Below are 26,763 nucleotides of genomic sequence, written 5' to 3' on the forward strand. Positions count from 1 at the left end.
CTGAACAACGCCGATCCGGCGGTGCAGGTGCTCAAGGAAGGCGAAAGCCTGGTGCGGCCGATCACCGTGACCAGCGCCGACGGCACCACCCACGTCATCACCGTGACCATTGCCGGTACCAACGAAACGGCAACCACCGGCACCGGCACGGTGCAGGAAGACACGACGCTGACGGCGGATGGCACGCTGGTTGCAACTGGCGTGGCGACCTTCGTGCCGACCACGCAGAACGGCACCTATGGCTCGCTGAGCATTGATGCCAACGGCCACTGGACCTACACGCTGAACAACGCGGACCCGGTGGTGCAGGCGCTGATCACCGGCCAGACCGAGACCGAAACCTTTACCGTCACGCTGGATGACGGTGGCACCACCACCGTGACCATCAACGTGCTGGGCCTGGATGACGGCGCGATCATCGTGCCGCACACCCCGGGCGCGGATGCGGGGCTGGTGAAGGAAGACGTCATCCTGACCGTGGGCGGCAAGCTGGACGTGACCGACCCGGACGCGGGGCAGGCGGTATTCAACGCCGGCACCATCCAGGATGGCGTGTACGGCTCGCTGACCATCGACGCGGCCGGCAACTGGACCTACACCCTGAACAACGCCGATCCGGCGGTGCAAGGCCTGAAGGAGGGCGAGACCATCATTCGCCCGATCAATGTCACCAGCGCGGACGGCACCGTCCATACCATCACGGTGACCGTGGTCGGCACCAACGACGACCCGACCGCTCGCGACGATAACGCGCAGACCTTGGAAGATACGCCGCTGACCATCGCGGTGGGGACACTGTTGATCAACGACACCGACCCGGATGGCGACCCGCTGACGGTCATCTCGGTGCAGGACCCCACGCACGGCACGGTGACGCTGGTGGGCGGCAATGTGATCTTCACGCCCGATCCGGACTACAACGGGCCCGCGTCGTTTACCTACACGGTGAGTGACGGCCAGGGAGGCACCAGCACGGCGACCGTCAACATCAACGTGATCCCGGTCAATGATGCACCGACCACCACCGGCGGCATGGTCACCGGCATCGAGGACACCCCGCTGATCCTGCATTGGGGTGACTTCAACGCCAGCGACATCGATACCCCGGCCAGCGGGCTGTCGATCAACATCGGCAGCCTGCCGGTCGATGGCCTGCTGCAATACAAGGATGGCGGCGGCAACTGGCAGTCGGTCAGCGTTGGCCAGCAGTTCACCAAGGCGGATATCGATGCGGGCATCCTGCGCTTCCTGCCGGCCTTGAACGAATCGGGCTCGGACGACTACGGTGGCACGGGCGTCGGCAACAAGCAGGCCGACTACGCACGCTTCACCTACACCGTGAGCGACGGGGAGCTGACCAGTAACGTCGGCACGATGCGTATCGACATCACCGCCGTGGCGGACGCCCCGCAACTTTCGCTGGAAGCCAGTACCTCCACCGCGCACATCACCGACTTCCAGGACATCGTGGTGCCGGACAACTCGGGATGGACGCCAAGCGTCAAAGCCAGCGACATGATCTCGTTCGGGACCGCCACCTGGCAGACCGACAACCCGGGCGGCGAGCTGGAAGTGGGCTACCAGCACATCTACCTTGGCGGTGCGGCCAGCACCAATAAGGTGATCGAGCTGGAACGCAATGCCGGTGACGCGGCCAACCTGTACACCGATCTTCAGGTGCGGGTGGGTGAAGTGTACGAACTGGCATTCGACTACTCTTCGCGGATGCAGTCCAGCTCGCTGATCAACGTGTACTGGGAAGGCCAATTGATCAAGGTACTGAACAGCGACACCCCGGGATTCCAGCACTTCACGCTGAACCTGGTGGCTACGCAGGACGGTACGGCCCGGCTGGAGTTCCGCGCGGGCAACAGCGACAGCTACGGTGGCGTGCTGGATGCCATCTCGCTGGGCAAGGTGGACGACAACATCGGCTTGCAGGATGAATGGATCCGCCTGAGCAAGATATCGGCCCAGTTGCAGGACACCGATGGCTCGGAAACGCTGAAGGTATCCCTCACCGGCATTCCGGTGGGCGCGCAGATCACCGATGGCACGCATACCTTTACCGCCACGGCGGGTGCGACCACGGTGGATGTGACCAACTGGAACCTGTCGGACCTGATGCTGAAGCCGCCGGCGGGCTTTGTCGGCGAACTGGAGATCGGGGTTTCGGCTACATCGACCGAGATATCCAATGGCGATACGGCCACCACGACCAACCATATCGATGTGACGGTGCTGGCGGGCAACCAGCCGCCGGTGACGGGCAGCCACGCGCTGACTGCGACCGAAGGCGTGCCGGCACACCTGCTGATCGATATCCCGACCGATCCGAACGGTGATCCGCTGGCGATCACGGTGACCACGCTGCCCACCATCGGCCAGGTGCTCACCGCGGGTGGTACGGCGGTTCAGGTGGGCGATACGCTGAGCATCGATCAACTGACCTCGCTGCAATACATCAGCCCCAGGGACCTCACCGGCGACCAGGCGGCGGGCAGCTTCGGCTACGCGGTCAGCGACGGCCAACACACCGTCCACGACAGCCTGACCATCCAGGTGCTGGACAACCCGTCGGTGATCCTCGGGCGCGATGGCAATGACCAGATCACCGTGGCGGGCGGCGAATCCGGCGCCGGCAATACGGTGATCGGCCAGTATGGCGCCTACGTCGATGGCGGCGGTGTGCCACATGGTGCACAAGGCCCCGTCGTCATCAACACCAACGGCATCGATCAGGTGTTCGATGCCCGCGGGGGCAACGACTACGTGGAAGGTGGCGCCGGCAACGACGTCATCTACATGGGCGACAGCGGTGGCGCGGGTGGCACGGTCAACGAGGATCTCGGCCTGCAGTTCGTGCTCAATGACGGACTGATGACCACGCCGGAAGCGCAGATGACCAACAGTGACGGCACGCTCAGCGCGCTGGCGCAGACCTCGCAGCCGGTGGCCGACCTGGCACACGGCGGCAGTGGCAACGACATCATCTTCGGTGGTGGCGGAACCGACCTGCTCTATGGGGGGACCGGGGACGACGTGCTGTATGGCGGGGCGCAGTCCGACGGCCTGCGTGGCGGGGCCGGCAACGACGTGCTGATCGGCGGTCCGGGCAGCGATGCGCTGCGCGGCGACCTGGGCAACGACGTCTTCAAGTGGACGCTGGGCGACCAGTCGGCCACCCCCGGTGCCACCGCGCTCGGCGGCAACAACGGGCTCAACCTGCCGGGTTCGGTCAACGCAGTGCATGGCGCAACCGACGTGGTGATGGATTTCAACATGAGCCTCGCCGATGGCGACAACGACAAGCTCGACCTGCGTGACCTGCTGCAAGGGGAGCTGCACACTGGTGGCGATGTCGGCAACCTGACCAACTACCTGCATCTGGAAACGGTGCCCAACACCGGCGGAGGCGGGAGCAGCACGGTCATCCACATCAGCCATGATGGCGGCTTCTCGGGCGGCTACAACCTCGCGGCCGAGGATCAGACCATCGTGTTGCAGAACGTGGACCTCGGCGCCACCGATGCCACCAATGCGGCGGTCATCCAGGACCTGCTCGCCAAGGGCAAGCTGATCACCGATTGACGATCAGCGTGTCCACTGAAAAACGGCGCTCCCCGGAGCGCCGTTTTTTTGACCCGACCGGGTGGCCCGGGGCGGTCCGGCCTGGGGCGTGTCCTCAGATATTTCGCGACAGCATTCGGTGCGGTTCGGGATACGGCGCAAAGAGCTGGACGCGTCGCGGTACGAACATCGTAAGCGGGCCGGCGACACCGCACTGCGTCCGAAATGCACCGAACCCGTAGGGCTGGGCCGACCCCCCCTCCACTACGTGGCACACTCCTTGCCAACAACCGGTCATTGCCTGCGTCGCACGGCTGGTGCCTGGTGCGTTTTCGGCCCAGCGCTGCCGCGATACATTTGATGATACGTCCTAGCCCTGCAAACGCCCGGTCGCCGCCGGCCCGGTCCAGCCCTGCACGCCCAGCTCCGCCAGCACCAGCCATTCCCCATCGTCGTGGACACCCTCGGCGATGGTCAGCATGTCGTTGCCTTCCGCGATGCCGACGATGGCCTTTATCAACTGCTGGTTGCCCGGATGCTCGTCGATCCCCTGGATGAAACTGCCGTCGATCTTCAGGTAATCCAGTTGCAGATCGTAAAGCTGCGGAATGCTGCCGAAATGGCGACCGAAGTGTTCGATGCCGATCTTGCAGCCATAGGGGCGCACCCGTTCGCCGAAGGCGGCGAGCGCGCGTAGCTCGTCGCGAAAGCCGAACTCGTTCACCTCGAACCATAACCGTCCGGCCTGATCGCGATGCTGCCGTAGCAGCGATACCAGGCGATCGACAAAGCCGCTGTCGGCGATCGAGGTGGACGACAGGTTGATCGCCAGCGGATAGCTGACCCGTCCCAGCTCGACCAGCCCCAGCCGTACCGTTTCCAGGTCGAGCACCGGCATCAGGCCCAGGCGGCTGGCGTGCGGCATGAAGGCCCCGGCGGTCAGCAGGCGGCCGTCCGGCTGGCACAGCCGCAGCATCAACTCCCGGTGCAACAGGCGGTCGTTCCGGTCCAGCACCGGAAAGGACGCCACCAGGAAATCTTCGCCGGTCAGCGCGCCGGTCAGCAGCGTGTGCCAGTCGTGCGCCACCAGCGTGGCCTGCGTATCGCTGTCGCTGAGCAGGACTACCGCATTCGAGGTTTCCTCGGCCTGGGCAAGCGCCTGGTCGGCGCGGGTCAACACGGTGCTCAACGCGTCGCCGTGGCGATAGGCGGCGATGCCGAAGGTGCCCAGATCGCTTTCGTCCGTGATTTCGATGCGTCGCAGTTCGGCCAGGTTCTCCAGCAGTTCCCGCGCAAAGGCGGGTGCCTCATCGGCGGACAGGCCGGGTGCCAGCAAGCCGAAATCGGCGCCGTTCAGCCGGGCGAGCAGCCAGTCGTGCCGGTCCGCGCTGAGGGAGGCCAGCTTGCCTGCGACGAACTGCAGGAACTGGTCGGCCCGTTCGCGCCCGAGGCGCCGGTTGATGCCTGCCAGATCGCGAATGCGCAGCAGCAGCAGGCAGCCACTGGGCGCGAATTCTTCATTCTCCAGCGCCTGCGCCAGCCGGCCCATGAAGAAATTGCGGTTGGCCAGTTGGGTCAGCGGATCGCGGTTGGCTTCGCTACGCAGGGCTTCGATCCGCGCGGCCTGCTCCGCGAACATGGTCTTGACCCGCGCCACCATGGTGTTCATGGCGCGCACCACCTGGCGCAGCTCGATCACGCGCGGCTCGGTAATGGTGATGAAACGCCGTTCGCTGATGGCCTCGGCTTGATCCACCATCTGCACGATGGGACGACGCACCCAGCGGAACAGCAACTGCATCACGATGCCGGCCAGCAGCCCGGCTGCGAGAATCCAGATCAGCAGCCGGAACGCGCCGGCCCACAGCGAAAGGTAGGCATAACGCGAATGCGCCAGCACCGTGACGCGACCGGCCTGGTGCCAGCCATCGCTCACCTCGGCCTGGCCCGCGCCGACATGGATGGGGAACAGCCGCATGAACCAGACCGGCACGCCTTCCGGCATCGCGTGATTCGCGCGCTCCACCACCACGCGGCCGGCCACGTCGGTGTACCGCACCAGCTCGAAGTGCCCGCTGTCGAACAGCGCGGTCACCATGAGCTGGGCGGTGGCGTCGTCCTTGCTCTGCTGGGACATCGACAGCGCCAGCGCGGCGGCGTTGTCGGCGCTCTGGACGTAAAGCTGCTGCTCCAGATAGTTGCGGGCGGTCAGCATGCTCACCGCAAAGCTGCCGGCGAAGGCGAGCAGGGTGATGGTGATGACCATGATCCAGAGTTGTCGTAACAGGGACATGATGCTATGCCTTGTTTTCTGTGGAATCGGGGCGGGCGCGATACGCAGTCCCGCCGGTGGGCGCGCCGTGGCGCAGGGCTGGCGCGCTCATGGGTAATAGCCTTGTTGCTGCATGCGTTGCAGCAGGTTCTTCCAGCGCGACAGCCGGTCCACCGACGCGGTGGTGGCGCCGGGAACGTAGACCCCGTCGCGGTTGAAGCTGAAGACCGGGATCAGGTCGGGGCGGCGCGAGGCGGGGCGAATCTCGCCGATCAGGTTGTCCAGCACCAGCGGCTCTGCCTGCGGCGTGGCGTAATAGGTGAGCACCATGTGCGCCTGCGTGACCGAGCTTTCCGGCCCGCCGATGCGCGCCTTCACATAGGTGAGCCGTAGCTTGGCGTTGTCCACGCCCGCCTCGAGCAGGCTGAAGTACTTGGCGATGGCGAAATCCTCGCAATCGCCGCCGCCCTTGCCGATCGACTCCAGCGGGGTGGCCCAGTAATCGACCTCGCCCCACAGGATCTGGTCATCTACGAAGGCCATGTTGCGATTGAAGAAATTGTTGATGGCCTCCATGCGCGCGCTGTCGGACAGGCCGCGCGCGCCAGCCACGGTCTGACGCCATGCCTGGAATACCTGCAATGGCTTCTGGCCAAAGCGGGTTTTCAGCGTTTGCTCCATTCGTTCGACGTTGATTTCAGAAAAGACTGGCCAGCTCAAAAGGATGGCCGTAAGAAAAAAACTCGTAAATGAAGTAAGGCGCCGCCAGAGTGGTTTGTTTAAGGAGCGCACGGGGTCGCAGCCATATGAACAAGTTTAATCATCGTCAAATGTAGAGGTAATGTCCATGCGCTGTACAGGCTGAATGGCGGGTGATTACCAAAAGGTATGTGATAGACTGACCTTGCGTAAAAATTTAAAAGAATCGTCAAAAAAAGACGTTCCAATGTGCAGGCCTCGCCGATTGGGCTCAACGCCAGGCCTCGGATTTGGAGATAGCAAAATGAACCTCAAGAAATCCACGTTGCTGGCGGGGGTCGTGTTCGCGATCACCTCCCAGGCCTACGGCGAAACCCTCGCCGACGCTGTGGAAAAGGCGGTCCTGCGTAATCCTGACGTCAAAGCCCGCTGGTACGATTTTCGTGCCTCCGGCGAAGACGTGGATATCGCACGTGGCGGCTATTATCCACGTATCGATGTCCAGGGCGCGGTAGGCAAGGCCTGGCGCGATGATCCCAATGTCGATAGCCGAAGTTATTCCAACCCTACCGCAGGCATCGAATTACGCCAAATGCTGTTTGACGGTTTCGCCACGCGCGATGAAGTACGCCGCCTCAACTACGCCAAACTCACCCGGTATTACGAATTGCTATCGACCAGCGATAGTTATGCCATGGATACGGTTCAGGCTTATTACGACGTCCTGCGCTATCGCGAACTGGTAAAGCTGGCCGAAGCCAATCACAACACGCACAAGGATATCTTCAAGCTGATCGAACAGCGCACCCAGGCCGGCGTCGGGCGACGGGTGGACCTGGAGCAGGCCGCGGGCCGTCTGGCGCTGGCCGAATCCAACCTCCTGACCGAACGTTCCAATCTCTATGACGTTTCCGCGCGTTATACGCGCCTGGTCGGCGAGGAGCCGGTGGATCTCGATGCGCCTCCCGATCTTGCCGCGTTGCTGCCGGGCGGCGATACCGTATTGCCTCAGGCCATCAAGAACAACCCTTCCTTCCTCGCCGCCATTTCCAATATCCGTTCGGCGCGGGCGGGGCAGGGTGTGGCGCGGGCGGCCTACTGGCCGACGGTGGACGTGCGGGCCAGCCAGGGCTACGAGCGCAACCAGGATGGCGTGGACGGTAGCTACCGGACCGGCCGGCTGATGCTGATGCTCAACTACAACCTGTTCAAGGGGGGGAGCGACCGCGCCCGCGAAAGGCGTGCGCTGGAAGACCTGAACGGTGCGTTCGAGCTGCGCGACAAGGCCTGTCGCGATATCCGGCAGACCACGCAGATCGCCTGGAACAACGTCCAGCGACTGGGCGAGCAGATCACCTACCTCGAACAGCACGAGCTTTCCACGCGCAAGGCGCGCGACGCCTACCGGCAACAGTTCGAAATCGGCCAGCGCACCTTGCTGGATGTGCTCGATACCGAAAACGAACTGTTCGATGCGGCGCGCTCGCTGGTATCGGGCCGGGTCGATCGCAAGATCGCCGAGGCCCGGGTGCTGGCGCAGACCCACCAGTTGCTGGCCGCGCTGAAGCTGGCGCCGCTGGAGGCCGAAACCGATCAGAGCGGGCTGGCGGGCAGCGAGCTGGAGGATGAACAGGTTCGGTGCAACACCGTCCTGCCGCCCAGCAGCAGCGATGCCGGCAAGCCCATGGCCAGCGCCGCGGACAAGGCTCCGCCCGCGGTGACGGTCGCCAAGCTGGATACCACCGTGCTGGATCAACCGCCGGCGATGATTGCCGAGGCCAGTGCGATACGTCCCACCGTCAGCGATGAGACGTTGCAGATGCAGGTGTTCAACTGGGCGTCGGCCTGGGCCTCCAAGGACGTGAAGCGCTATCTGGCGTATTACGGCAGCAGCTTCAAGCCCGAGGGCGCCGTCAGCCGCGACACGTGGGAGGCCGACCGGATCGCACGGCTGGCCGTGCCGACCAATATCCGGGTCGAGATCCACGGCTTCACGGTGACCAAGAAATCGGCCAATGCCGCCGAGGTGAAGTTCGTCCAGGCCTATGAAACCGGCAGCTATCGCGACAGGGTGACCAAGACCCTGGTGCTGATGCCGGAAAAGGATCAGTGGAAGATCGTCCGCGAACGCGTCATGCGGGCATAATCCACTGCGCATGCCGGCCGCCCGGCCGGCATGCGCTTTCTTCTTATCCTTCCTGTGTTCATGACCGCAACCCAGAACGCTGTGCCGGCTGCGCCGGAATCCCTGTCGCCCGCCACCGTGGGCGAAACGTTGCGCTGCGTGGCGCTGGGGCTGCGCGACAGCCTGCATCCCCGCCTGCTGCTAGGGCGTGTCGTCACATGTTTCACGACAGCGTTCGGTGCAGTTCGGGATGCCGCGCCAGGAGCTGGGCGCGCGGCGGTATGGATACCGCAAGCGGCCAGCGACGCCGCGCGGCGCCCGAAATGCACCGAACCCGCAGGGCTGGGCCGAAAAAACACCATCCACTGCGTTGCACGCCTTGCCAATAACCGGTTATTGGCTGCGTCGCGCGCCTGATGCCTGGTGCTTTTTCGGCCCAGCGCTGCCGCGAAACATGTGGCGACACGCCCTAGTGTCGCTCGGCGCGTGGCTGCTGGCATTGCTGGCGATGCTGTCGATCTACCTGCTGGCCTGGACGCCCCTTTCCAACGGCATGCAGCGGCTTGCCCGGTTCATGATCCTGGGGCTGCCGGGATACTTCGGCTGGTCTCCCGATCCCCAGGGCTGGCTGGCGCACTGGATACAGGGCGCCGAGGCGCTGCTGGGCTACGGCCTGATGGGGGCCGCCTTCTTGCTGGGCCTGATGCTGCTGGCGCGGTTGATGCTGGAGCTGGTGTTGATGGGCGCCGTGCAGCGGCATGTGCTGCGGCGGTATCCGGCGCTGTCCGACAGGGTGCAGAGGCCATGGCGCGTCGATCTGCGGGATCTGGTCGGCAATGTGTCCACGCTGGTGATCGGCAGCCTGATCTGCCTGTGCATTCCCGTGGTGGGTGGCTTGCTGATGATCGCGCTCAACGCTTATCTCAACGTGCGCGGGCTGGTCAACGATGCCTTCGACGGCGTGGCCTCCGAGGCCCTGTAACGGCAGTTCATCCGCACCCGGCGGCCCCAGATGCTGTTGCTGGGGCTGGCGCTGGGCGTGGTGATGCTGATTCCCTTCCTGGGCCTGATCACGCCGGGGCTGCTGGGCAGCAGTGTCTGCCATCTCGGCTATCGCTGGCTGGGACAGCAGCCACCGGGCCAATCCGGCGCATGAAAAAGCCCCCGTTGACGGGGGGCTTCCACTACAGGCCAGCTGGAGCGGCCGGCCTTGCAACCGCTCAGTTGCAGCTACCCAGATCCTTCCAGACGCCCCACTCGCCCGATTGCGCGGGATTGTCGCCCTGGGTCCACCACTTGTTCTGATAGTTGTGGCCGTTGTAGCTCACCTTGGTATTGGCGGCCGCGTAGACGCTGCTGGTATTCCAGGCCGCGGCGCATGTGCCGGCCGGCGTCGGGGTCACCGGTGTCGGGGTCGGTGTCACCGGTGTGGGCGTCGGGGTGACCGGCGTCGGAGTCGGCGTGACCGGAGTCGGCGTGGGGGTCACGGGCGTCGGTGTCGGCACGGTACCGCTGCATGCGCCCACGTCCTTCCACAGGGTGGGGCTGGCGGCCGGGTTCCAGTTGGTGCCGGCATAGGCGGTATGGCTGACCTGCGCCTGATAGTTGCGCCCGTTGTAGGTCACCAGCGCGCCGACGCTGTAGGTGCTGCCCTCGGCCCAGGCGCCATAGCAGCTTCCCGGTGTCGGGGTGGGGGTGACCGGCGTCGGGGTCGGCGTGACCGGGGTGGGCGTGGGGGTGACCGGTGTCGGGGTCGGGGTCACCGGCGTGGGCGTCGGGGTCGGCGAGGTGCCGCCGCTGCCAGCCGCCTTGAAGATGTTGTAGAAATCGAAGTTGGCGGTGTTGACGCGGCTGTACTCGCCATAGCTGCCCGAGCCGATGCGGTCACGCTGGAACGACCACCACGCGATGCGGCCCAGCCCCTTTTGCTGCGCGAACGCGGTCAGCGTCTGCGCGTCGGCCAGGGTGAACACTTCGGTGGAGATATCGTTCTGGCCGATCATCGGCGTCACGCCGATCATGGCCCACAGTTCGGCATCGGTCTTGGTGGGGAAGATCGGCTTGATCTGCGAGAACAGCGACGTGGCCGCCTGGACCGCCAGATCGCCCATCTTCTTGCCATTGGAAATGCTGCTGCCGTAGTCCATGGCCATGACGTTGACGAGATCGACGCGCACCCCCGCCTGCGCCGCCGAGCGCACGACCGCCACGCCCGGGCTGGTCAGCCCGGTCGGCAGCACCGGCAGCGTGAACGAGACGAACAGGTCCGGATACTTGGCCTGCAACTGCTTCAGCGCACTGTTGCGGGTGTTGTTGAGCGCGGTATTGGAAAGCTGGCCGCCCTCCACATCGAAGTCCACGGAGCGGATGTTGTGGCGCTGGATCATGCCTTCGATCATCGCCACCATCTGGTCCACCGAACACACGGCCTCCACGTAGGTGCCGGCGGCGCCACCGAAGGACATGACCACGCGGCCCCCGCCGCGGCTGAAGTTGGCGATATCGTCCTTCATCGTGCCGTCGAGCAGGTTGTTGCCGCTGCCGTCGTTGGAAATGTCGCAACTGCCGTTCTTGGCGATGGTGAAGGCCAGTGTCACGCCCTTCATGCCCAGTTGCTGCTGGGCACTGGCGAGCGTCGGCGCGGGATACGACGTATCGCCGCCGTACCACATCTCGAAATACGGGGCGATTTCGGTGGCGCTGGAAACGCCGCATGCCATGACGATGGCCGCCGTAAGGGCCTTGAGGCCGAACGGTTTCTTGCTGTTGTTGCTCATGCTGTACTCCATCCTTGTTGTCTGTCCGGATGCCGGGGCGGCGTTGTTTCGCGAGGGCCGCCCGGGCAATGGCCGCCGAAGCGGCCGCCTACCCGTCGCCGGCGTCCAGCGCCGGGCGATGGCATTACAGCAATCGACTAACAACTTGTAAAATAAGCGGATGCTTGCCTTCCACTACCTGAAAACACCCTGTCCGGCATTGGCGGGGCGAGAGCGACGGCAGGCGCTGGGCACACGCGATCCGGCACCCGCCGCTTTGTAAAAACTGCATTGCTTGCAATGCCAGCAAATTCAGGCATTCGCAGCCTGTCGTGGCTGGATCGGGCTGCCCGGGCACGCCGGCGATGCCACGGGCGGGGAGGGTGGGGCCGGCGCGTTCGGCCGGTCGCATGCGCGGGGCGGCATGTAGACGGCAGTGGTCACGAGGGAGACGGGCGGCGCCGCGAAAACGGCGGCGGCCGACAGCAGCCGAACCCCACCCCCGGCCCGCGTGCGACGCGTTTGGGTTCGTCACAGTGGTGGCGGTATCCTAGTGGCCCATCCCACAACGAGGTATCCGTCATGGCCAAGCAATACACGATCGCCCCGCAGGATATCCGCCCGCTCGCCACCGGCCACGGCCTGTGCGTCGCCACCGATCTCATCCTCATGGAAGGCCACCCGGTCGGCTATATGGTGCGCGAAGAGCCTGAAGACGACGAAGACAGCGGCTGGCGCTTCTTCGCCGGTAGCGAGGACGACCGCTATATCGACAATCCCAAGCATTTCAGCCTGCTGGACGTGAACGTGCTCGCCAACTACGACCAGTCCATCATCCCGCTGCTGGAATCGCCGATCGGCGCCGCTTTCGACAAAGGCGACGATGGCGTGTTCTACGACGTGAGCGACGACGACTGAGCCAGGGGAACCCGTCATGTCCGGTACGCTGCACCTGCTGATCATCGACCCGCAGAACGACTTCTGCGATATCCCTGGCGCCGCCTTGCCGGTTCCCGGCGCCAGCGCCGATCTCGGCCGCGTGGCCGCGCTGATCGAACGCCTGGGCTCCCGCATCGACCAGATCCACGTCACGCTCGATACCCATCATCCGATCGACATCGCCCACCCTGGCTGGTGGTGCGACGCGGCGGGGGCCGCGCCGCCGCCGTTCACCGTCATCAGCGTGGCCGATGTCGAAACCGGCGTCTGGCGCGCGCGCGATCCGGCGCGGCAGCCGCGGAGCTTGAATTACGTGCGGGCGCTGGCCGCGCGCGGGCGCTATCAACTGGTTGTCTGGCCGGAGCATTGCCTGCTCGGCGGCTGGGGGCATTCGGTCGAGCCCCGGCTGTTTGCCGCACTGGGCGGCTGGGCGCGGCGCGAGCTAAAGCAGGTCAACTACGTGCAGAAGGGCATGAACGAAGCGACCGAACACTATTCGGCGATCCAGGCCGAGGTGCCGGACGAGGGCGACCCGCACACGCTGCCCGACCCGCGCTGGATCGCGCGGCTGGCCGAGGCCGATACGCTGCTGGTGGCGGGCGAGGCCCTGTCGCACTGCGTGGCCGCCACCGTGCGCGACCTGGCGGACCTGCTGGGGCCGGCGCAGATCGGCAAGCTGGTCCTGCTCAGCGATTGCGCCAGCCCGGTGCCCGGCTTCGAGGCACTCGGCGAGCGCTTCCTCGCGGACCTGACCGCGCGCGGCATGAAGCTGACGCGCGCGGCGGCATGGTGCTAGGGCGTGTCATCCCGAACTGCGCCGAACGCTGTCGTAAAACACTTGATGACACGCCCTAGACCGATTCACCTGGCGCCCGGCGGTTGCCGGCATTGAACTGAACACAGGAAAGGCATGACTTCCCAGGCATTCGACACCCTGGTCTTCATCGGCCGCTTTCAGCCGTTTCACGATAGTCACCTGCGCATGGTGCTGGCTGCCCTGGCACAGGCGCGGCAATTGGTGCTGGTGATCGGTTCCAGCCCCGCGCATCGCAGCGTGCGCAATCCGTTCACGGGCGAGGAACGCCGCGCGATGATCGAGGCCGCCGTCGCCGCCGTGGCGCCGGAGCGTGTGCGTGATTTGCGTTTCGTGCCGGTGCGCGATTACTACGACGGCGCGCGCTGGGCCGCCGCCGTGCGTCGCGCGGTGGCCGGCGTGGTCGAGCCGGGTGCGCGGGTGGGGCTGTTCGGCCACCTCAAGGACGACACCACGGGTTATCTGAGCGATTTTCCCGACTGGCCGCTGGTGCACCAGGCCAACTTCAACGGCCTGAGTGCCACGCCGCTGCGCGAGGCTTGGCTGGCGGGGCACGATGACTGGCGGACGCAGGTGCCACCCGACACGGCCGCATTTCTCGATGCCTTCCAGGCGCGCCCCGAGTTCGCCGCGCTGCACAGCGAGGCCGATTACCTGGCGGCGCATCGCCGCGCGTGGGCGCTTGCGCCGTATCCGCCGGTGTTCGTGACCGTGGACGCGGTGGTGAGCTGCCGCGACCATGTGCTGCTGATCCAGCGCGGCGGCCACCCGGCACGTGGCACCTGGGCCATACCGGGGGGCTTTCTCGATCAGCGCGAGCGCGTGGCCGACGCCGCCGTCCGCGAGCTGATCGAGGAAACACGGCTGGCCGTGCCGCGCGAAACCCTGCTGGCAGTGCGTAGCGCCGGGGTGTTGTTCGATCACCCCGACCGCTCCATCCGGGGTCGTACCTTGACACATGCGTTCCACTTTTCGCTGCCGCTGGCGGCCCTGCCGGAAATCGCCGCCGCCGATGACGCGATTGCCGCGCAATGGGTGCCGCTGGCGCAGGTCCGGCAGATGGAAAGCGAGCTGTGCGAGGATCACTTCATGATCCTGGATCGCTTTCTCGGATTGCTGGACGAATAGAACGCTACCGTTCCCGACCGCTCAGGCGGCCGGATCGTCGCCCTGCCACAGCGGTAGCGTGGGGTCGGTGAGGGGCGGGGCGTCGGCGAAGCGCACGCCGATACCCAACAGACGTACCGGCCGCGTTCCACGCGGCCACGCCTCGCGCAGCAAGCGCTCGAACACGGCTGCGCCGGGCTGGGCGCAGACGCACTCCATCGTGGTCTGCGTGAAGTCGTGATACTTGATCTTCACGAACGCCTTGTGCGGCGGCTCGTCGGGGTCGGTCTTGGTCAGGCGCTGCTCGAAATCGGCCAGCAGCCGTGGCAACTGGGCCAGGCAGTCATCCAGCGTCGGCAGATCGTGGGGATAGGTGTGCTCCACCGACAGTGACTTGCGGCGACCGTCGCCATCCACCGGGCGGTTGTCCTGCCCCCGGCACTGGTGGTAAAGCGAGCGTCCCAGCTTGCCGAATCGCGTTGCCAGGGCTTCGAGCGACCATGCCTGGAGGTCGGCACAGGTATGCAGCCCCAGTTGCTGCAGGCGTTGCGCTGTCACCTTGCCCACGCCCCACAGCTTGCCCACCGGCAGCGGCCGGATGAAGGCCGCCACATCGTCCGGCGTGACCACCATCTGGCCGTTCGGCTTATGCCAGTCGCTGGCGATCTTGGCGATCAGCTTGTTGCCGGCGACACCGGCGCTGGCGGTGATACCCACCTCGGCCTCGATGCGGGCGCGGATCTCGCGGGCGATCAGCGTGGCGCTGCCGTGGCAGGTGGTGCTACCGGTGACATCCAGATAGGCCTCGTCCAGCGACAGCGGCTCGATCAGCGTCGTGTAGTCGCGAAACACGCGATGCACGGCGCGCGATGCGGCGCGATAGCGTTCGAAGTCGGGCGGCAGCAGCACCAGCGACGGGCACAGCCGCAATGCGCGCGAGGTCGGCATCGCCGAATGGATGCCGAACGCGCGGGCAGGGTAGTTGCAGGTGGCGATCACGCCACGCCGGTCGGCCGCGCCACCGATGGCCAAAGGTACGTCGCGCAGCGCCGGGTTGTCGCGCATCTCGACCGAGGCGTAGAAACAATCACAATCGATATGGATGATCTTGCGCGGCGGATTCATGCGGACACGGCAACTGGGGAGATAGCGCTATTGTACGTTCGTTCTATATGCTTGCAAGATTGTTTGCCCGAATGGCCGGAACGGGAACCAATCGCGACCTGAACCGCACTATGCGCTATGGCTTCGGCAACTGCCCCATCACCGGCGGGCAGGCCCAACCGCCATGACCAAACTCATGAAATACAAGCTCATCGTCTTCGATTTCGACGGCACGCTGGCCGACTCGTTTGCCTTCTTCGTCCAGGCCACCAATACGCTGGCCGCGCGTTATCGCTTTCGGCCGATTGCCGATCATGAGGTGGAGTCGCTACGTGGGTTGCATGCGCGGGCGATGCTGCGGCATCTGGCATTGCCCGGCTGGAAACTGCCCTGGGTGGCCCGCGCATTCAAGCGGATGATGTCGCGGCAGGCCGATGTGGTGCTGTTCCAGGGCGTGGAGCAGGCGTTGCGCGAATTGCACCTGCACGGCGTACGGCTGGCGCTGGTGACTTCCAATTCCTATACCAATGTCTGCCGGGTGCTGGGTCCTCGCAACATGGCCTTGCTGGAATACTGTCATTGCGACACCGGCCTCTTTGGAAAGCGCGCCCGATTGCGCAGGATTTTGAAAAACAGCGGGGTGGCCCCCCATGAAGCCATTTGCATTGGTGACGAGATACGCGATGGTGAAGCAGCCCGCGATGTAGGCATGGCATTCGGCGCGGTCGCCTGGGGATATACCCGCATCCATGCGCTGGCGAAGGATGCGCCCGATGCGATTTTCGCCGATCCGGCCGATCTGGCGGGGCAGTTGACCGGCGTGGCCTACAGTTGAATCCGCGTGCCGCCTACAGCGGGCATTCGTCGGAAAAATCTAAGCTTCCGGTATCAAACTGCTGGAATGCAATCATGTTGAAATGGGCACTGGTATTTTTTGCCGTCTCGCTGATCGCGGGGCTGTTCGGGTTCACCGGCATTGCTGCGGGCGCCGCCGCGGTGGCCAAGGTGTTGTTCTTTATTGCCCTGGCGCTGTTCGTGCTGTGCCTCGTGCTCGGTCTCACCGTTTACAACAAAGTAACAAAGCCGTGACAAAGTGGCTTTTTTCGGTTTATTTGCACCGGAGACTTGAAAGATGAAGCTTTCATCCGTACCTTACAAGGTGGGCGACACCTATGCGCGCGCCCAGGCTGCATTTCAGGATTTACAGGATTCATCGATGATCGAAGGCTTGACCCACCCCTCCCAGCTTTTCGTTTCCGAGGAGGAAACGACCTGGCATTCCCTCAAGGCAGAGGAGCAACGCCAGACCAATAAGCTGATCCAGCGCAACCGCGCCAAACGCGAACTGCACGAACAATTGAAACAAATCGCCGAAGCCCGCGGCTTCACCGTGGAACAACTGGCGGAAGCCTTGGGCGAACAGGTCTGACCGCCCGTTGTTGAACGCCTGACCCGCAAGTTTCCTGCTTTCCCATTCTGCGATCGCCCTGTTGGTGGATACGGTCACTCGGCCCGTATTGCAGATGGGGACTAAAAACGTTTATTGAAGCAATTCGGATTGGTTTGCTCGATCCGCAATGACTGCATTGTGGATGATTTGCCACGCCCGTTGTGGGGGCAATGCTATCGGCCATGTCGTGGCGGCCTGACGGTAATACGGACAGTGCCCCATTATTGTGCATGAATCATGCGGCCATTTATTGGTCGGGCGACTATCCCTTCTCCTGATGCTTTCCATTGCTCCCAATTGAAAAGGCCGCCCTGAGGCGGCCTTTCCGATGCAGTGCCGATCAGCAGCTCAAATTGTTACCGCTGGTGACGCCGAGAATCTGCGTAAAGCTCAGATACGCGTTGACACGGCTTTGCACTTGGGCCGGATTGCGCCCATTGCATTCCAGCGAACCATTGATGCTGCGGATCGTTTCGCCGAATCCCGCGCCATTCACGATGGCGTTATGCGGCGTCATGGTGCCGGGGCCGGTTTGCGTCATCCAGTACCAGATCGCGGTTTTCCAGGCCACGGCCGAATCGCGGGCGACGAGATCGGGGTCGGCCAGCAGCGGCAGCCCCAGTGCAGCCCCGGCGGCGCCGTAGTTGAAGTTCCAGCTCAACTGGATCGGACCACGCCCGTAGTACTGCTTGCCGGGCGCGCAGGCATAGACGCTGCCTGGATCGCAATACAGCGGCCAGTTCGCCTGATTCTGCTCGACGATGTAAACCAGCCCGCCGGTTTCATGGTTGATGTTGGCAAGGAAGGCGGCGATTTCCTGCTTCTTGGTGGTGTCGCTGCCGGTCTTGGCGAACTGGGGATAGGCCGACAGCGCCTGGACCAGGCCGGAATAGCTATAGAAGCTGTTGCGGCTGGGGAACATGCGATTGAATTCGCTTTCCGAGAGTGCAAAGCCACCGGGGGATGGGGTCGGCGTGGGTGTCGGTCCCGGCGTCGGGGTGGGCGAGGGCGGCGTGCCGGTGCAGGTGACGGCTTTCCAGACGCCCCATTGCCCGGATTGCGAGGGGTTTTCGCCCTGGGTCCACCATTTGGCCTCGTACGCGGTGCCGTTGTAGCTGACGCGCTGCCCGCCGGTATAGGCCGTGCCGGCGTTCCAGCCCGGGTAGCCGCAGGTGCCACCCGGGGATGGGCTGACAGGCGTGGGGGTGGGGGACGTGCCGGGGGACGGCGTGGGCGTCGGGTTGCCCGTACCCGTGCCGATGTCCTGCCACAGCGTGGGCGTGGCGGCAGGGTTCCAGTTGGTGCCGACATAGGCGGAGTGAGTGACCAGCGCGCGATAATCGCGGCCGTTGTAGGTCACCACGGTGCCGACGGTATAGGTATTGCCTTCGGCCCATTGCTGGGCCGCCAGCGCGATGGCCGGCAGCAGGGTACCGCCGATCAGCGCGGCCAGAAGCGTCGCCGGCACCCAGGCGCGGCGTTGTGTGATTGCATCCACGAGTTGACTCTCCATCGTTTGTAATGAAACCCGCCCTTTCCATGGCAGTGGCGGCGCGTTATCCAATGCGCTCGCGCTGATGGAGCATTGATGTCTGTCATCTCAACGTCAACTAGTCGAATGGCATACTACGGTGCTTGCAAATGTGTGGGTTGACGCCCGCTATCAGGCACAGCTTGGCTTGCCTTGCCCTCGACCGGCTGGCCGGCAGCATTCGTCTGCCGACAGCCTGTTGATTCAATCCGATGAAAGGAATCGCCTTACTGGCCGCTCTGGCCATCCTTCCACTGTGATAATCGCTTTTGATATGCCGAATCGCGCGGTTCGATGAATTGCAGGGCAGGGGCCTCGCGCCAACGGCGCTCGCAAATCTTTTCGCAACGCGCAGGTGTGATCAGGATGCCGGGCCGGGCACCGCCCCCCGCGTAGGCGGTACAGGATTCATCGCCATAGGTGAACGAATACTCCGCCCAGCGGAACCAGCCATACTGGCCGTGCAGTTCGGTCTCCGGCGCCTGGCTGGCCGGCACCGAGGCATCGGTGGTAGCGGGGCGCATCACCAGCGTGCCGGGTTTGACGCTTTCACCATCCAGCGCGGGGCACACTGCGCGTAGCGCCGCGGCGATCTCCGCCAGTTGAGGCGCTTGCGAGGCGGCGCCGGCCGTGGCGGGCGCGGAGGCCGGAAGTTCGGGCTGGATGGGCCGCTCGGCAGCGTCCGGCTCACGCTGGCATCCGGCCAGAAGCACGAACGGCACGCAGGCGAGTAGCGCGCGGAAAACGGGGTCGGTCTGGAACATGGCGGGCTTCTCCTGAAAGGGCCCGGTCGCGACAGAACAGGCCGCTGGCACCCGGGCGCGATGTCTCCAGACTCAGCAGGTTCCATGCCACGCAGTATGGGGGCCGCAGAGCGGAACCGGCGGTATGGCCGGTGTAAATCCTGCATGGCGGGCGGGCGTTTTTTTCCGATCCCTGAATGAGGCGAAAAGGCGGGTCAGCGGACGGATTAGCGCAGAAACGGTGTGCGGCGAAAAGTGGGGGACTTCCAGACAGCACTGTTTTTGAGTGCCATTGGTCGTGAAATCGTGCGTAAGCCTTGGGGCAAGCCGGTGCGTGGCCGCTACATCGACATCTGGTCCAACCCAGGAGCATGACCCGATGGAAAATCTCGAAATTCAGCAACCCGAACTGGCCAGCGATATCACCACGCACAATCGCCGCGTCGAGGATCGCCGGGAGTCGCCAGATCAGGAAGAGGCGCTCTGGCGCTGGACGAACATGCTGCTCAACGGCAACGAACGGCGCAGCGGCGACGAGCGTCGCAGGCTAGCCAGCTAGGGCGGGCGACGGCATCGCGCCGCGCTTGCCGTACGCCCTGTACTGCCGGTGGCCGAGGCGCGTCGGTATCGTGGCCTGGTCGGGCGGTTCGCACGCCTTGCCGGAGCCGCGGCGCTGGTTCGGTTCCCAGCCTTCGACCCGTTCGCCCGGACAGGATGCGGTAGCGTGCCCGACGCGGCTACCAGCCTCCCGACGCGCCGCCGCCGCCGAAACCTCCCCCGCCCCCGGAGAAACCGCTGCCGGAGCTGTGACTGCCACTGCTGGTCTGCTCGCTGCCGGCCGCGCTGCTTGCAGTCCAGTTACGGCGTGGTCGTACGTTCCCGGCGGTCCGCGATGCGGGCTGCCGCTGCACGATGACGAAGAACACGATGAAAAACAGTATGAGCATGCCGAGGCCGCCCAGGATCAGGATCCCGACCGGATCGATGCCGGCTTCGGCAGGGGGTGGCAAGGGTTCGCCATCGATCACATGCGCCAGTTGCTCGACGCCCGCCGACACGCCCCCGGCGAAATCGCCTTGCCGGAACGCTGGCAGCAGCTGCTCGCGGATGATGCGGCCGGTGGTGGCGTCGGTTAGTGCGCCTTCCAGGCCATAGCCCACTTCGATACGAACCTTGCGGTCATCCTTGGCCACCAACAGCAGTACGCCGTCGTCCACGCCCTTGCGCCCCAGTTTCCAGGCTTCCGCGACGCGGATGCTGTACTGCTCGATGGTCTCGGGCGCGGTGGTGGGCACCAGCAGCACGGCCAACTGGCTGCCGGTGTTGTGTTCCAGTTGTTGCAGGCGGTGGGTGACGGCGGCCTGCTGCTCGGCGCTGAGCGTATGGGTGAGGTCGATCACCCGCTGAGTCAGCACTGGCACGGCCACCTCGGCCGAGGCCGGCGCCAGGCTCAGCAGCCACAGCAGCGCGCAACATAGCGCACGCACCTGCTTCAACGCAGCACCGGCCGGTTGGGCAGCTCGTTGCTGTCGGATTGCCCCGGGCCCAGCGGAAAATGCGTGGCCAGCAACTGGCCGAGCGACTGGACCGCTGTTCCCAGACCGTCCACTGGGCGGTTTGCCCCAAGGTCGTCGATCAGGCGGGCGCAGATGGCCTGCCATTCGGCGTCGGGCACGGCCTGGGCAATGCCGCGGTCGGCCACGAGTTCGATGCGGCGCTCGGCCAGCAGCAGGTAGACCAGCACGCCGGTGTTGTATTCGGTATCCCACATCCGCAGGTCCGAAAACCACTGCACCGCGCGCTCGCGGACCGGCAACCCACGCCAGGCGTCCCGCAAGGGCAAGCGGCTTTCCACCACCACCCGCACCTCACCGCGATGGCCGGCTTCGGCGTCGGCGATGGCGCTTTCCAGCTTTTCCATCGCCTTTTCGTCGAAACGGGCCAGCGCGCGGCTGGGTTTGAGGTGCCGATACAATCTTTGCCAACGCATTACCAGCCTCCCGAGGCGCCACCGCCTCCAAAACCGCCACCACCACCGGAAAACCCGCCGCCCCCGCCACCGCCGCCGATGCGATGTCCACCGGAGCCGGAACGACTGAGCAGCATCAGCACGATTTCCCAGAACAGGGTGGAGCGGACGATGAGCAGGGCGATCACCATGACCAGGGCCACCCCGAGCACCACCGGCAGGCCGAAGCCGGCGACGAACGTTGCCAGGGCGCTGGCGCCGGCAACGCCGCCGCTGCCGATCCAGCCGCCCGCCACCTTGCTGAGGATCACCCCGGCGAACAGGATGCCGCCCATGACCAGCAGCACGAGGTCGAATGCATCGTCGGGGTTGTCGATGAACGATGTCTCGACGGGAGGCAGTGGCTCGCCGCCGATCACCTTGGCAAGCCGTTCCACGCCGGCCGTCACGCCGCCCGCGAAATCGCCGTTGCGAAAAGCGGGCAGGATGTCCTCGTGGATGATGCGGCCGGTGGTGACGTCGGGCAGGGCGCCTTCCAGGCCATAGCCCACTTCGATGCGAACCTTGCGGTCATCCTTGGCCACCAGCAGCAGCACGCCGTCGTCCACGCCCTTACGTCCCAGTTTCCAGGCTTCCGCGACGCGGATGCTGTACTGCTCGATGGTTTCGGGCGCGGTGGTGGGCACCAGCAGCACGGCCACCTGGCTGCCGGTATCCCGTTCCAGTTGGGCCAGCCGCTCGGTGAGCGCGGCCTGCTGCGGCGGCGCCAGCGTCTGGGTCAGGTCGGTGACCCGCTGCGTGAGCGCCGGCACGGCCACCTCGGCCCAGGCTGCCGGCAGCAGCAGGCAGCACAGTAGCAGGGCAAGGCAACGGCGCATCATTGCTGGGTACCGAAATCGACCTTGGGCGCGTTGGAAATGGCTTTTTCGTTCTCGACGCTGAAGTTCGGCTTGGACTTCAGGTCGAACATCTTGGCGGTGAGGTTGGTGGGGAAGGAACGCACCGTGGTGTTGTAGCTTTGCACTGCCGCGATGTAGCGGTTACGCGCCACGGTGATGCGGTTCTCGGTGCCTTCGAGCTGCACCGAAAGATCGCGGAAGTTTTCGTTTGCCTTGAGCGCCGGATAGTTCTCCGACACCACCAGCAGGCGCGACAGCGCGGAGGTCATCTCCGCCTGGGCGGCCTGGAACTTGGCAAAGGCGGCCTCGTCGTTGACCAGCTCCGGCGTGACCTGTAGCGAGCCGACCTTGGCGCGGGCATTGGTGACTTCGGTGAGCACATCCTTTTCGTGGCTGGCGTAGCCCTTGACCACATTGACGAGGTTGGGCACCAGGTCGGCGCGGCGCTGGTACTGGTTCAGCACTTCCGACCAGGCGGCGTTCACCGCTTCGTCCTGCGCCTGAAGCGCGTTGTAGCCGCAGCCGGACAACATCAGCAGCGTGGTCAGTACCAACAGCAATCTCTTCATTGTGATCTCCAGGAGCAAACCATCAATCGGGTGGGCATATTGTCAGATAAAGGCGACGTCGAAGAAAGCAAGCGATACAAATGGATTCAAACGCCCGTAGCCGGGTTTGCCGCAATAGGGGCGCGGTGCGCCGGCATGACATCCTGATGGCCATCGATCCGGAGGAACGTACGACATGAGCGGCAATGCGATCGACCAGGCATGGCGCCGATTGTCCCCTTTGCCGATGGGGCGCTGGCTGTTCTCGCGGCTGGTGTGTTTCAAGGCACCCTATTTCGGCTCGGTGAAGCCGCGCTTCGAGGTGCTGGAGCCGGGCAGGGCGGAGGTCACGCTGCGCAAGCGGCGCGCGGTGCTCAACCACATCGGCACGGTGCACGCGATCGCCATGTGCAACATCGCCGAACTGGCGGCCGGCACGATGACCGATATCTCCCTGCCGCTGACCCATCGCTGGATTCCCCGGGGCATGCAGGTCCAGTACCTGAAGAAGGCCGAAACCAGCCTGCGGGCCATTGCGACGGGCGTCCTGCCCCGGGAGTGGGGCGACGGCGGCGCATGGCCGGTGGAGGTGGCGATCGTCGATCTGGCCGGTACGGTGGTGATGCGGGCGACGATCGAGATGTGGGTCAGCCCCAGGAAGCCGGGCTGACTCCTGGATACGCCCATGAAAAAGCCCCGGTCAGGCCGGGGCTTTTTTGCGGCCTGGCAGGTTCAATGCGTCAGGCGGGTGGCCAGTTCATCCACCTTTTCGGCCCAGTCGGCGTCGGCGGAAAGCGCGTCGCGCAGGAAGGCGGCCTGGGCGGGGCTCCAGAATGGCGCTTCCGGCAGGCGTTGCCCCGCAGGTAGTTCATGCGCGGCGAGGAAGGCATCGATATCCGCTCCGTCGCTGGGGAGTCCGAGTTGCTGGAACAGGGTGGTCAGGGTGTGGGGTGTGGTGTCCATCTGGTGTTCTCCGTGGCAAGACGATTCAACGGTAGAGCAAATGCCGTGCCGGTGTGGCGGGCGACGAAACGGGGCGCTGCGTGAGTGGCCAGTGCGGCGCGGCGAGAGGGAGGCGACCACTGCCCGGAGGGTGGTCTGTGTCAGACGATTCTCACGACATCTCGCGAACCTTCCTGATAACTGGCCTTGCGGTGGCTGGATATTCTGCCGTCATGCCCAAGCCGGCCTCGCCGGCACGACAGGGGTCCAGTTAAAAAGGGGAAACATCATGCAAGGATATGGCAGCCGTAATTTTTCTTCGATGCGTGCACTTGCCGCCGCCCATCACCTGGCCCGCGCACACCTGTGCATCCAGTGCGCCAAGCTGTTGCGCAACCCCAACGCCAATGAACCGCATCTGGGGCTGAGCGTGGCGCGCCCCAAGCATCATGAAGCCGGCCTGGAGTTCCGCCATTTCCATTGCAGTGAGTGCGAGCAGGAATGGACCCAGCGCCTCGATCTGGCCGCCGGAGCCAGCCGCTGGACGATGAAGGCCTCGCTGGGCGCGCCCGCCGCGGGGCGCCAGGAGGAAGCGTTGTTCATCGGCCGCCGGTGAATACTGCTTTTCGCCAGGAGTGGGCGACCCGTCGGGTCGCCCATTTTCAATCGGGTTTTCCACGCCGGGCGAGCCTGCGGCGCGTCGAACCGGCGTGTATTGCCGTCCGATAACCAAAAGTAATCGCTTGTCGGGTAAACCCTGCCAGCTTTCCCCTCACGCTTGTGTTTCGATTCCCCTCAGCCCAGGCTCGGACGCAGCAATGCACACGCATTGTGGCAAAACGATCCGAAGACAAGGACGAGGAGAGTAGCAATGAAGATGCTGGATCCGAAACCGGCCGGCGTGCGCACGTGCGCCCGGCTGATTACCGCCCTGGTGCTGTCGGTTGGCGCTTATGCCGTGCCGATGAGCGTTCAGGCCGCCTGCGCGACCTGGGCTGAGGGCAACACTTATACCGCTGGCACGGTGGTGAGCTACGGCGGCAGCAGCTACACCGCCCTGGTGACGCATACCGCCTATGTCGGCACCAACTGGAACCCGGCCGCGACGCCGACGCTGTGGCAAGCCGGTGGTAACTGCGGCACATCGCCCACACCCACCCCGCCGACCCCCACGCCGACCCCGGTCACCCCGACACCGACCCCCGTGGTGCCGACGCCCACGCCGGTCGTGCCCACGCCGACTCCCACCGGTACCACCTGCTTTGCTGCCTGGAACAGCGGCACCGCCTATACCGGCGGCCAGAAAGTGACCTACAACGGCGTCAACTACGAAGCACGCTGGTGGACCCAGGGCGACAATCCGGCGCAATCCGGTGAGTGGGGCCCGTGGAAGAACGTCGGTCCGTGCGGTACCACTCCGACGCCCACGCCGGTGACGCCGACCCCGGTCACCCCGACGCCGACCGTGACGCCGACCCCGGTGACGCCGACCCCGACGCCGGTCACCCCGGGCAGCCGCATGTACGTGGGCTATTCCAGCACCTGGAACACCAGCCTGTACGACCTGACCACGGCCAATATCCCCAGCTATTTCACCCACGTGAACCTGGCGTTCGTTCGTCCGGACACCAAGTACACCCGCGGTTCGTACGCCTTCGACCAGGAAATCGCCGGCTTCGAATTCGTGGAGGGCGCGGCCACCCCGAACGGCCAGAAGAAGTTCACCGCCCAGCAGGCTCAGGATCTGCGCAACAACATCACCGCGCTGAAGAATCGCGGGACCAAGGTGTTCATCTCGGTGGGCGGCTGGTCGTACAGCCAGGGCAGCCAGTGGAGCCAGTTCAATGCGCCACATATCGTCGATCTGGCGCTGGACCTGGGCGCCGCCGGCGTGGACATCGACTGGGAATCGTCGGGCAGCAGTTGCAACAAGGGTGACGCCGCGACCTTCAGTTGCTCGAAGGATGCCGAGATCGCCAACATCATCAGCAGCCTGTACAGCGAAATCCAGGCCCGCAATGCCGGGTTGAAGATCTCGATCGCCGGCTGGTCCACGGGCGCGTACTACGTGAAGGGCACGCCGTTCGAGGAAGGCAAGGTGCAGTGGGGCTCGCCGTTCGGCGGCACCATGTACAGTGTGGTGAAGAACCAGGGCAGCAAGATCGACTTCATCAACCTGATGTCGTATGACGGCGGCGAGTACTACGATCCGCGCGAAGGCTACGAGGCCTATAAGGCGATCTACAGCAAGCCGATCAACATGGGCATGGAAATCGCACCGGAAGGCTCGGGTGGTGCAATGCTCAGGTTGAACGACGGTGGCGTGCAGTACGACGCCGACATGCTCACCGGCCTGAACAACATCGCTACGCCGTACTACAACGTGCAGACCCTGGTGAAGTACGTCAAGAACAAGGGCCGCAGCTTCGATGGCTTCATGATCTGGCAGATCTGGAAGCAGCGCGTGCACCAGGCCGCTCCGGCTGGCGCCGCCACCGAGAACAGCGCGGGCCAGTTCGTGTGCCAGAACCTGCCGCTGACGGGCAATTGCAGTGATGTGATCCCGGTGCTGCCCAAGCTGTAAGGGGTTGCCACCGAGTGAACGGGCGGGCCTGCGGGCCTGCCCGTTTTTCGTTGGGCGTTAGGGCGTGTCATCGAATGTATCGCGACAGCGCTGGGTCGAAAAAGCACCAGCCATCAGGCGCGCGACGCAGCCAACAACCGGTTATTGGCAAGGAGCGCAACGCAGTGGATGGTGTTTTTTCGGCCCAGCCCTGTGGGTTCGGCGCATTTCGGGTGCGGCGCGGTGTCGCCGGCCGCTTGCGGTATTCATACCGCGACGCATCCAGCGCCTTGCGCCGCATCCCGAACTGCGCCGAACGCTGTCGCGATACATTTGATGACACGCCCTAGCCGAAGCGGTAATGCTTGCTCAGGGGCTCCAGCACTTCCCAGGTGCAGCGCAAGCCGGCGTCAAAGCGCGCCAGATCGCCGGCGACCAGCGTGACCTGCTCGCCATCCTGTGTGGTGACCCGTACTTTCCCTTCGATCAGCCAGCAGGTTTCGGGCTCGGCGTAGTGCCACGGGAACTGCGAGACCTCCTTGCTCCAGATGGGCCAGTCCTTCACGCCCAGTTCCTGCTGGCGGGCGGCGTCGATCTGCGGTTCGGTATGGATCATGTCGGGCTCCTGGGTCATGCGAGAGATGGGGCAGCGAAGCGATGCCGCGCGGGGCATCGGAAATATCTTGATGACATATTGCCAGCCCGGTAGCGGATGAGTGGTCCGCGCGGGGA

26 protein-coding genes are annotated in these 26,763 nt (G+C 64.7%); 14 read left to right on the forward strand and 12 right to left on the reverse strand.

Features of this window, described 5'->3' with window-relative positions; translation table 11 throughout:
* Nucleotides 1-3,591, forward strand: a 3,591-nt coding sequence (locus FAZ21_RS09765) for a VCBS domain-containing protein (protein ID WP_136773262.1), incomplete at its 5' end; no start/stop codon positions are given.
* Nucleotides 3,592-3,940: 349 nt separating this feature from the next.
* Here FAZ21_RS09765 and FAZ21_RS09770 read toward each other — a convergent pair.
* Both FAZ21_RS09770 and FAZ21_RS09775 read right to left on the reverse strand, forming a co-directional pair.
* Complete coding sequence (locus FAZ21_RS09770) at nucleotides 3,941-5,863, reverse strand: bifunctional diguanylate cyclase/phosphodiesterase (RefSeq protein WP_136773263.1); 1,923 nt, start codon at nucleotides 5,861-5,863, stop codon at nucleotides 3,941-3,943.
* Nucleotides 5,864-5,950: 87 nt separating this feature from the next.
* Nucleotides 5,951-6,523 carry a transglutaminase-like cysteine peptidase gene (locus FAZ21_RS09775; protein ID WP_136773264.1) on the reverse strand — a complete coding sequence of 191 codons (573 nt, stop codon included), beginning with the start codon at nucleotides 6,521-6,523 and terminating at the stop codon, nucleotides 5,951-5,953.
* A 322-nt stretch (nucleotides 6,524-6,845) separates the two neighbouring features.
* Between FAZ21_RS09775 and FAZ21_RS09780 the strand changes: the two genes are divergently transcribed.
* The 3 genes from FAZ21_RS09780 to FAZ21_RS20270 all read left to right on the forward strand — a co-directional run bounded on the left by FAZ21_RS09780 (nucleotide 6,846) and on the right by FAZ21_RS20270 (nucleotide 9,822).
* A complete protein-coding gene (locus FAZ21_RS09780; RefSeq protein ID WP_169307332.1) occupies nucleotides 6,846-8,687 on the forward strand; it encodes a TolC family outer membrane protein in 1,842 nt (613 codons plus the stop codon).
* Nucleotides 8,688-9,120: 433 nt separating this feature from the next.
* Nucleotides 9,121-9,648, forward strand: coding sequence for a hypothetical protein (locus FAZ21_RS09785; RefSeq protein WP_136773266.1), 528 nt, complete (start codon nucleotides 9,121-9,123; stop codon nucleotides 9,646-9,648).
* A 30-nt stretch (nucleotides 9,649-9,678) separates the two neighbouring features.
* Nucleotides 9,679-9,822 (forward strand): hypothetical protein, encoded by a 144-nt coding sequence (locus tag FAZ21_RS20270; RefSeq protein WP_169307333.1) that lies wholly within the window; start codon nucleotides 9,679-9,681, stop codon nucleotides 9,820-9,822.
* A gap of 64 nt (nucleotides 9,823-9,886) precedes the next feature.
* Here FAZ21_RS20270 and FAZ21_RS21160 read toward each other — a convergent pair whose 3' ends face one another.
* The gene (locus tag FAZ21_RS21160; protein WP_169307334.1) at nucleotides 9,887-11,443 is read right to left on the reverse strand and encodes a carbohydrate-binding protein; all 1,557 of its coding nucleotides are present in this window, start codon (nucleotides 11,441-11,443) and stop codon (nucleotides 9,887-9,889) included.
* A gap of 561 nt (nucleotides 11,444-12,004) precedes the next feature.
* On the opposite strand from FAZ21_RS21160, the gene FAZ21_RS09795 reads away from it, so the two are divergent.
* The 3 genes from FAZ21_RS09795 to FAZ21_RS09805 all read left to right on the forward strand — a co-directional run bounded on the left by FAZ21_RS09795 (nucleotide 12,005) and on the right by FAZ21_RS09805 (nucleotide 14,303).
* On the forward strand, nucleotides 12,005-12,340 hold the full coding sequence (locus tag FAZ21_RS09795) for a DUF2185 domain-containing protein (RefSeq protein WP_136773268.1): 336 nt from the start codon (nucleotides 12,005-12,007) through the stop codon (nucleotides 12,338-12,340).
* Nucleotides 12,341-12,356: 16 nt separating this feature from the next.
* Nucleotides 12,357-13,157, forward strand: a complete 801-nt coding sequence (locus tag FAZ21_RS09800; RefSeq protein ID WP_136773269.1) for a cysteine hydrolase family protein — start codon at nucleotides 12,357-12,359, stop codon at nucleotides 13,155-13,157.
* Nucleotides 13,158-13,271: 114 nt separating this feature from the next.
* The gene (locus FAZ21_RS09805; RefSeq protein WP_136773270.1) at nucleotides 13,272-14,303 is read left to right on the forward strand and encodes an NUDIX domain-containing protein; all 1,032 of its coding nucleotides are present in this window, start codon (nucleotides 13,272-13,274) and stop codon (nucleotides 14,301-14,303) included.
* A gap of 21 nt (nucleotides 14,304-14,324) precedes the next feature.
* On the opposite strand, the gene dinB is transcribed toward FAZ21_RS09805, so the two are convergent.
* Complete coding sequence (gene dinB, locus FAZ21_RS09810) at nucleotides 14,325-15,407, reverse strand: DNA polymerase IV (RefSeq protein WP_136773271.1); 1,083 nt, start codon at nucleotides 15,405-15,407, stop codon at nucleotides 14,325-14,327.
* A gap of 175 nt (nucleotides 15,408-15,582) precedes the next feature.
* Here dinB and FAZ21_RS09815 point away from each other — a divergent pair, with 175 nt between their 5' ends.
* The 3 genes from FAZ21_RS09815 (at nucleotide 15,583) to FAZ21_RS09825 (ending at nucleotide 16,815) form a co-directional block, all read left to right on the forward strand.
* Nucleotides 15,583-16,221, forward strand: a complete 639-nt coding sequence (locus FAZ21_RS09815; protein ID WP_136773272.1) for an HAD hydrolase-like protein — start codon at nucleotides 15,583-15,585, stop codon at nucleotides 16,219-16,221.
* Nucleotides 16,222-16,295: 74 nt separating this feature from the next.
* Entirely contained in the window at nucleotides 16,296-16,475 is a 180-nt protein-coding gene (locus tag FAZ21_RS09820; RefSeq protein WP_136773273.1) for a DUF1328 domain-containing protein, read from the forward strand.
* Between the two features lie 43 nt (nucleotides 16,476-16,518).
* Nucleotides 16,519-16,815, forward strand: a complete 297-nt coding sequence (locus tag FAZ21_RS09825; RefSeq protein WP_136773274.1) for a hypothetical protein — start codon at nucleotides 16,519-16,521, stop codon at nucleotides 16,813-16,815.
* 361 nt (nucleotides 16,816-17,176) lie between these two features.
* Here the strand turns inward: FAZ21_RS09825 and FAZ21_RS21165 are convergent, their stop codons facing one another.
* A complete protein-coding gene (locus tag FAZ21_RS21165) occupies nucleotides 17,177-18,334 on the reverse strand; it encodes a glycoside hydrolase family 19 protein (protein WP_136773275.1) in 1,158 nt (385 codons plus the stop codon).
* 260 nt (nucleotides 18,335-18,594) lie between these two features.
* Nucleotides 18,595-19,131, reverse strand: coding sequence for a hypothetical protein (locus tag FAZ21_RS09835; RefSeq protein ID WP_136773276.1), 537 nt, complete (start codon nucleotides 19,129-19,131; stop codon nucleotides 18,595-18,597).
* Between the two features lie 358 nt (nucleotides 19,132-19,489).
* Between FAZ21_RS09835 and FAZ21_RS09840 the strand changes: the two genes are divergently transcribed.
* Nucleotides 19,490-19,669 carry a hypothetical protein gene (locus FAZ21_RS09840; RefSeq protein ID WP_136773277.1) on the forward strand — a complete coding sequence of 60 codons (180 nt, stop codon included), beginning with the start codon at nucleotides 19,490-19,492 and terminating at the stop codon, nucleotides 19,667-19,669.
* 178 nt (nucleotides 19,670-19,847) lie between these two features.
* On the opposite strand, the gene FAZ21_RS09845 is transcribed toward FAZ21_RS09840, so the two are convergent.
* The 4 genes from FAZ21_RS09845 to FAZ21_RS09860 are packed head-to-tail and all read right to left on the reverse strand — an operon-like array spanning nucleotide 19,848 to nucleotide 22,547.
* Nucleotides 19,848-20,597, reverse strand: coding sequence for a TPM domain-containing protein (locus FAZ21_RS09845; protein ID WP_246038598.1), 750 nt, complete (start codon nucleotides 20,595-20,597; stop codon nucleotides 19,848-19,850).
* A gap of 5 nt (nucleotides 20,598-20,602) precedes the next feature.
* The gene (locus FAZ21_RS09850; protein WP_136773279.1) at nucleotides 20,603-21,100 is read right to left on the reverse strand and encodes a TPM domain-containing protein; all 498 of its coding nucleotides are present in this window, start codon (nucleotides 21,098-21,100) and stop codon (nucleotides 20,603-20,605) included.
* Entirely contained in the window at nucleotides 21,100-21,960 is an 861-nt protein-coding gene (locus tag FAZ21_RS09855) for a TPM domain-containing protein (RefSeq protein ID WP_211243425.1), read from the reverse strand. Before FAZ21_RS09855 ends, FAZ21_RS09850 begins: the two co-directional genes overlap by 1 nt.
* Nucleotides 21,957-22,547, reverse strand: coding sequence for a LemA family protein (locus tag FAZ21_RS09860; protein WP_136773280.1), 591 nt, complete (start codon nucleotides 22,545-22,547; stop codon nucleotides 21,957-21,959). The genes FAZ21_RS09855 and FAZ21_RS09860 overlap by 4 nt, the downstream gene beginning before the upstream one ends.
* Before the next feature lie 175 nt (nucleotides 22,548-22,722).
* Between FAZ21_RS09860 and FAZ21_RS09865 the strand changes: the two genes are divergently transcribed.
* Nucleotides 22,723-23,196 (forward strand): hotdog fold domain-containing protein, encoded by a 474-nt coding sequence (locus FAZ21_RS09865; protein WP_136773281.1) that lies wholly within the window; start codon nucleotides 22,723-22,725, stop codon nucleotides 23,194-23,196.
* A gap of 62 nt (nucleotides 23,197-23,258) precedes the next feature.
* Here FAZ21_RS09865 and FAZ21_RS09870 read toward each other — a convergent pair whose 3' ends face one another.
* Nucleotides 23,259-23,489, reverse strand: a complete 231-nt coding sequence (locus FAZ21_RS09870) for a DUF2789 domain-containing protein (protein WP_136773282.1) — start codon at nucleotides 23,487-23,489, stop codon at nucleotides 23,259-23,261.
* Nucleotides 23,490-23,790: 301 nt separating this feature from the next.
* Between FAZ21_RS09870 and FAZ21_RS09875 the strand changes: the two genes are divergently transcribed.
* Both FAZ21_RS09875 and FAZ21_RS09880 read left to right on the forward strand, forming a co-directional pair.
* The gene (locus FAZ21_RS09875; protein ID WP_136773283.1) at nucleotides 23,791-24,084 is read left to right on the forward strand and encodes a hypothetical protein; all 294 of its coding nucleotides are present in this window, start codon (nucleotides 23,791-23,793) and stop codon (nucleotides 24,082-24,084) included.
* A gap of 255 nt (nucleotides 24,085-24,339) precedes the next feature.
* A complete protein-coding gene (locus FAZ21_RS09880; protein WP_136773284.1) occupies nucleotides 24,340-26,052 on the forward strand; it encodes a carbohydrate-binding protein in 1,713 nt (570 codons plus the stop codon).
* Between the two features lie 325 nt (nucleotides 26,053-26,377).
* Here the strand turns inward: FAZ21_RS09880 and FAZ21_RS09885 are convergent, their stop codons facing one another.
* Complete coding sequence (locus FAZ21_RS09885; protein WP_136773285.1) at nucleotides 26,378-26,647, reverse strand: cupin domain-containing protein; 270 nt, start codon at nucleotides 26,645-26,647, stop codon at nucleotides 26,378-26,380.
* Between the last annotated feature and the right edge of the window lie 116 nt (nucleotides 26,648-26,763).

Origin of the sequence: Chitiniphilus eburneus (assembly GCF_005048205.1) — a bacterium.
Lineage (GTDB): Bacteria > Pseudomonadota > Gammaproteobacteria > Burkholderiales > Chitinibacteraceae > Chitiniphilus > Chitiniphilus eburneus.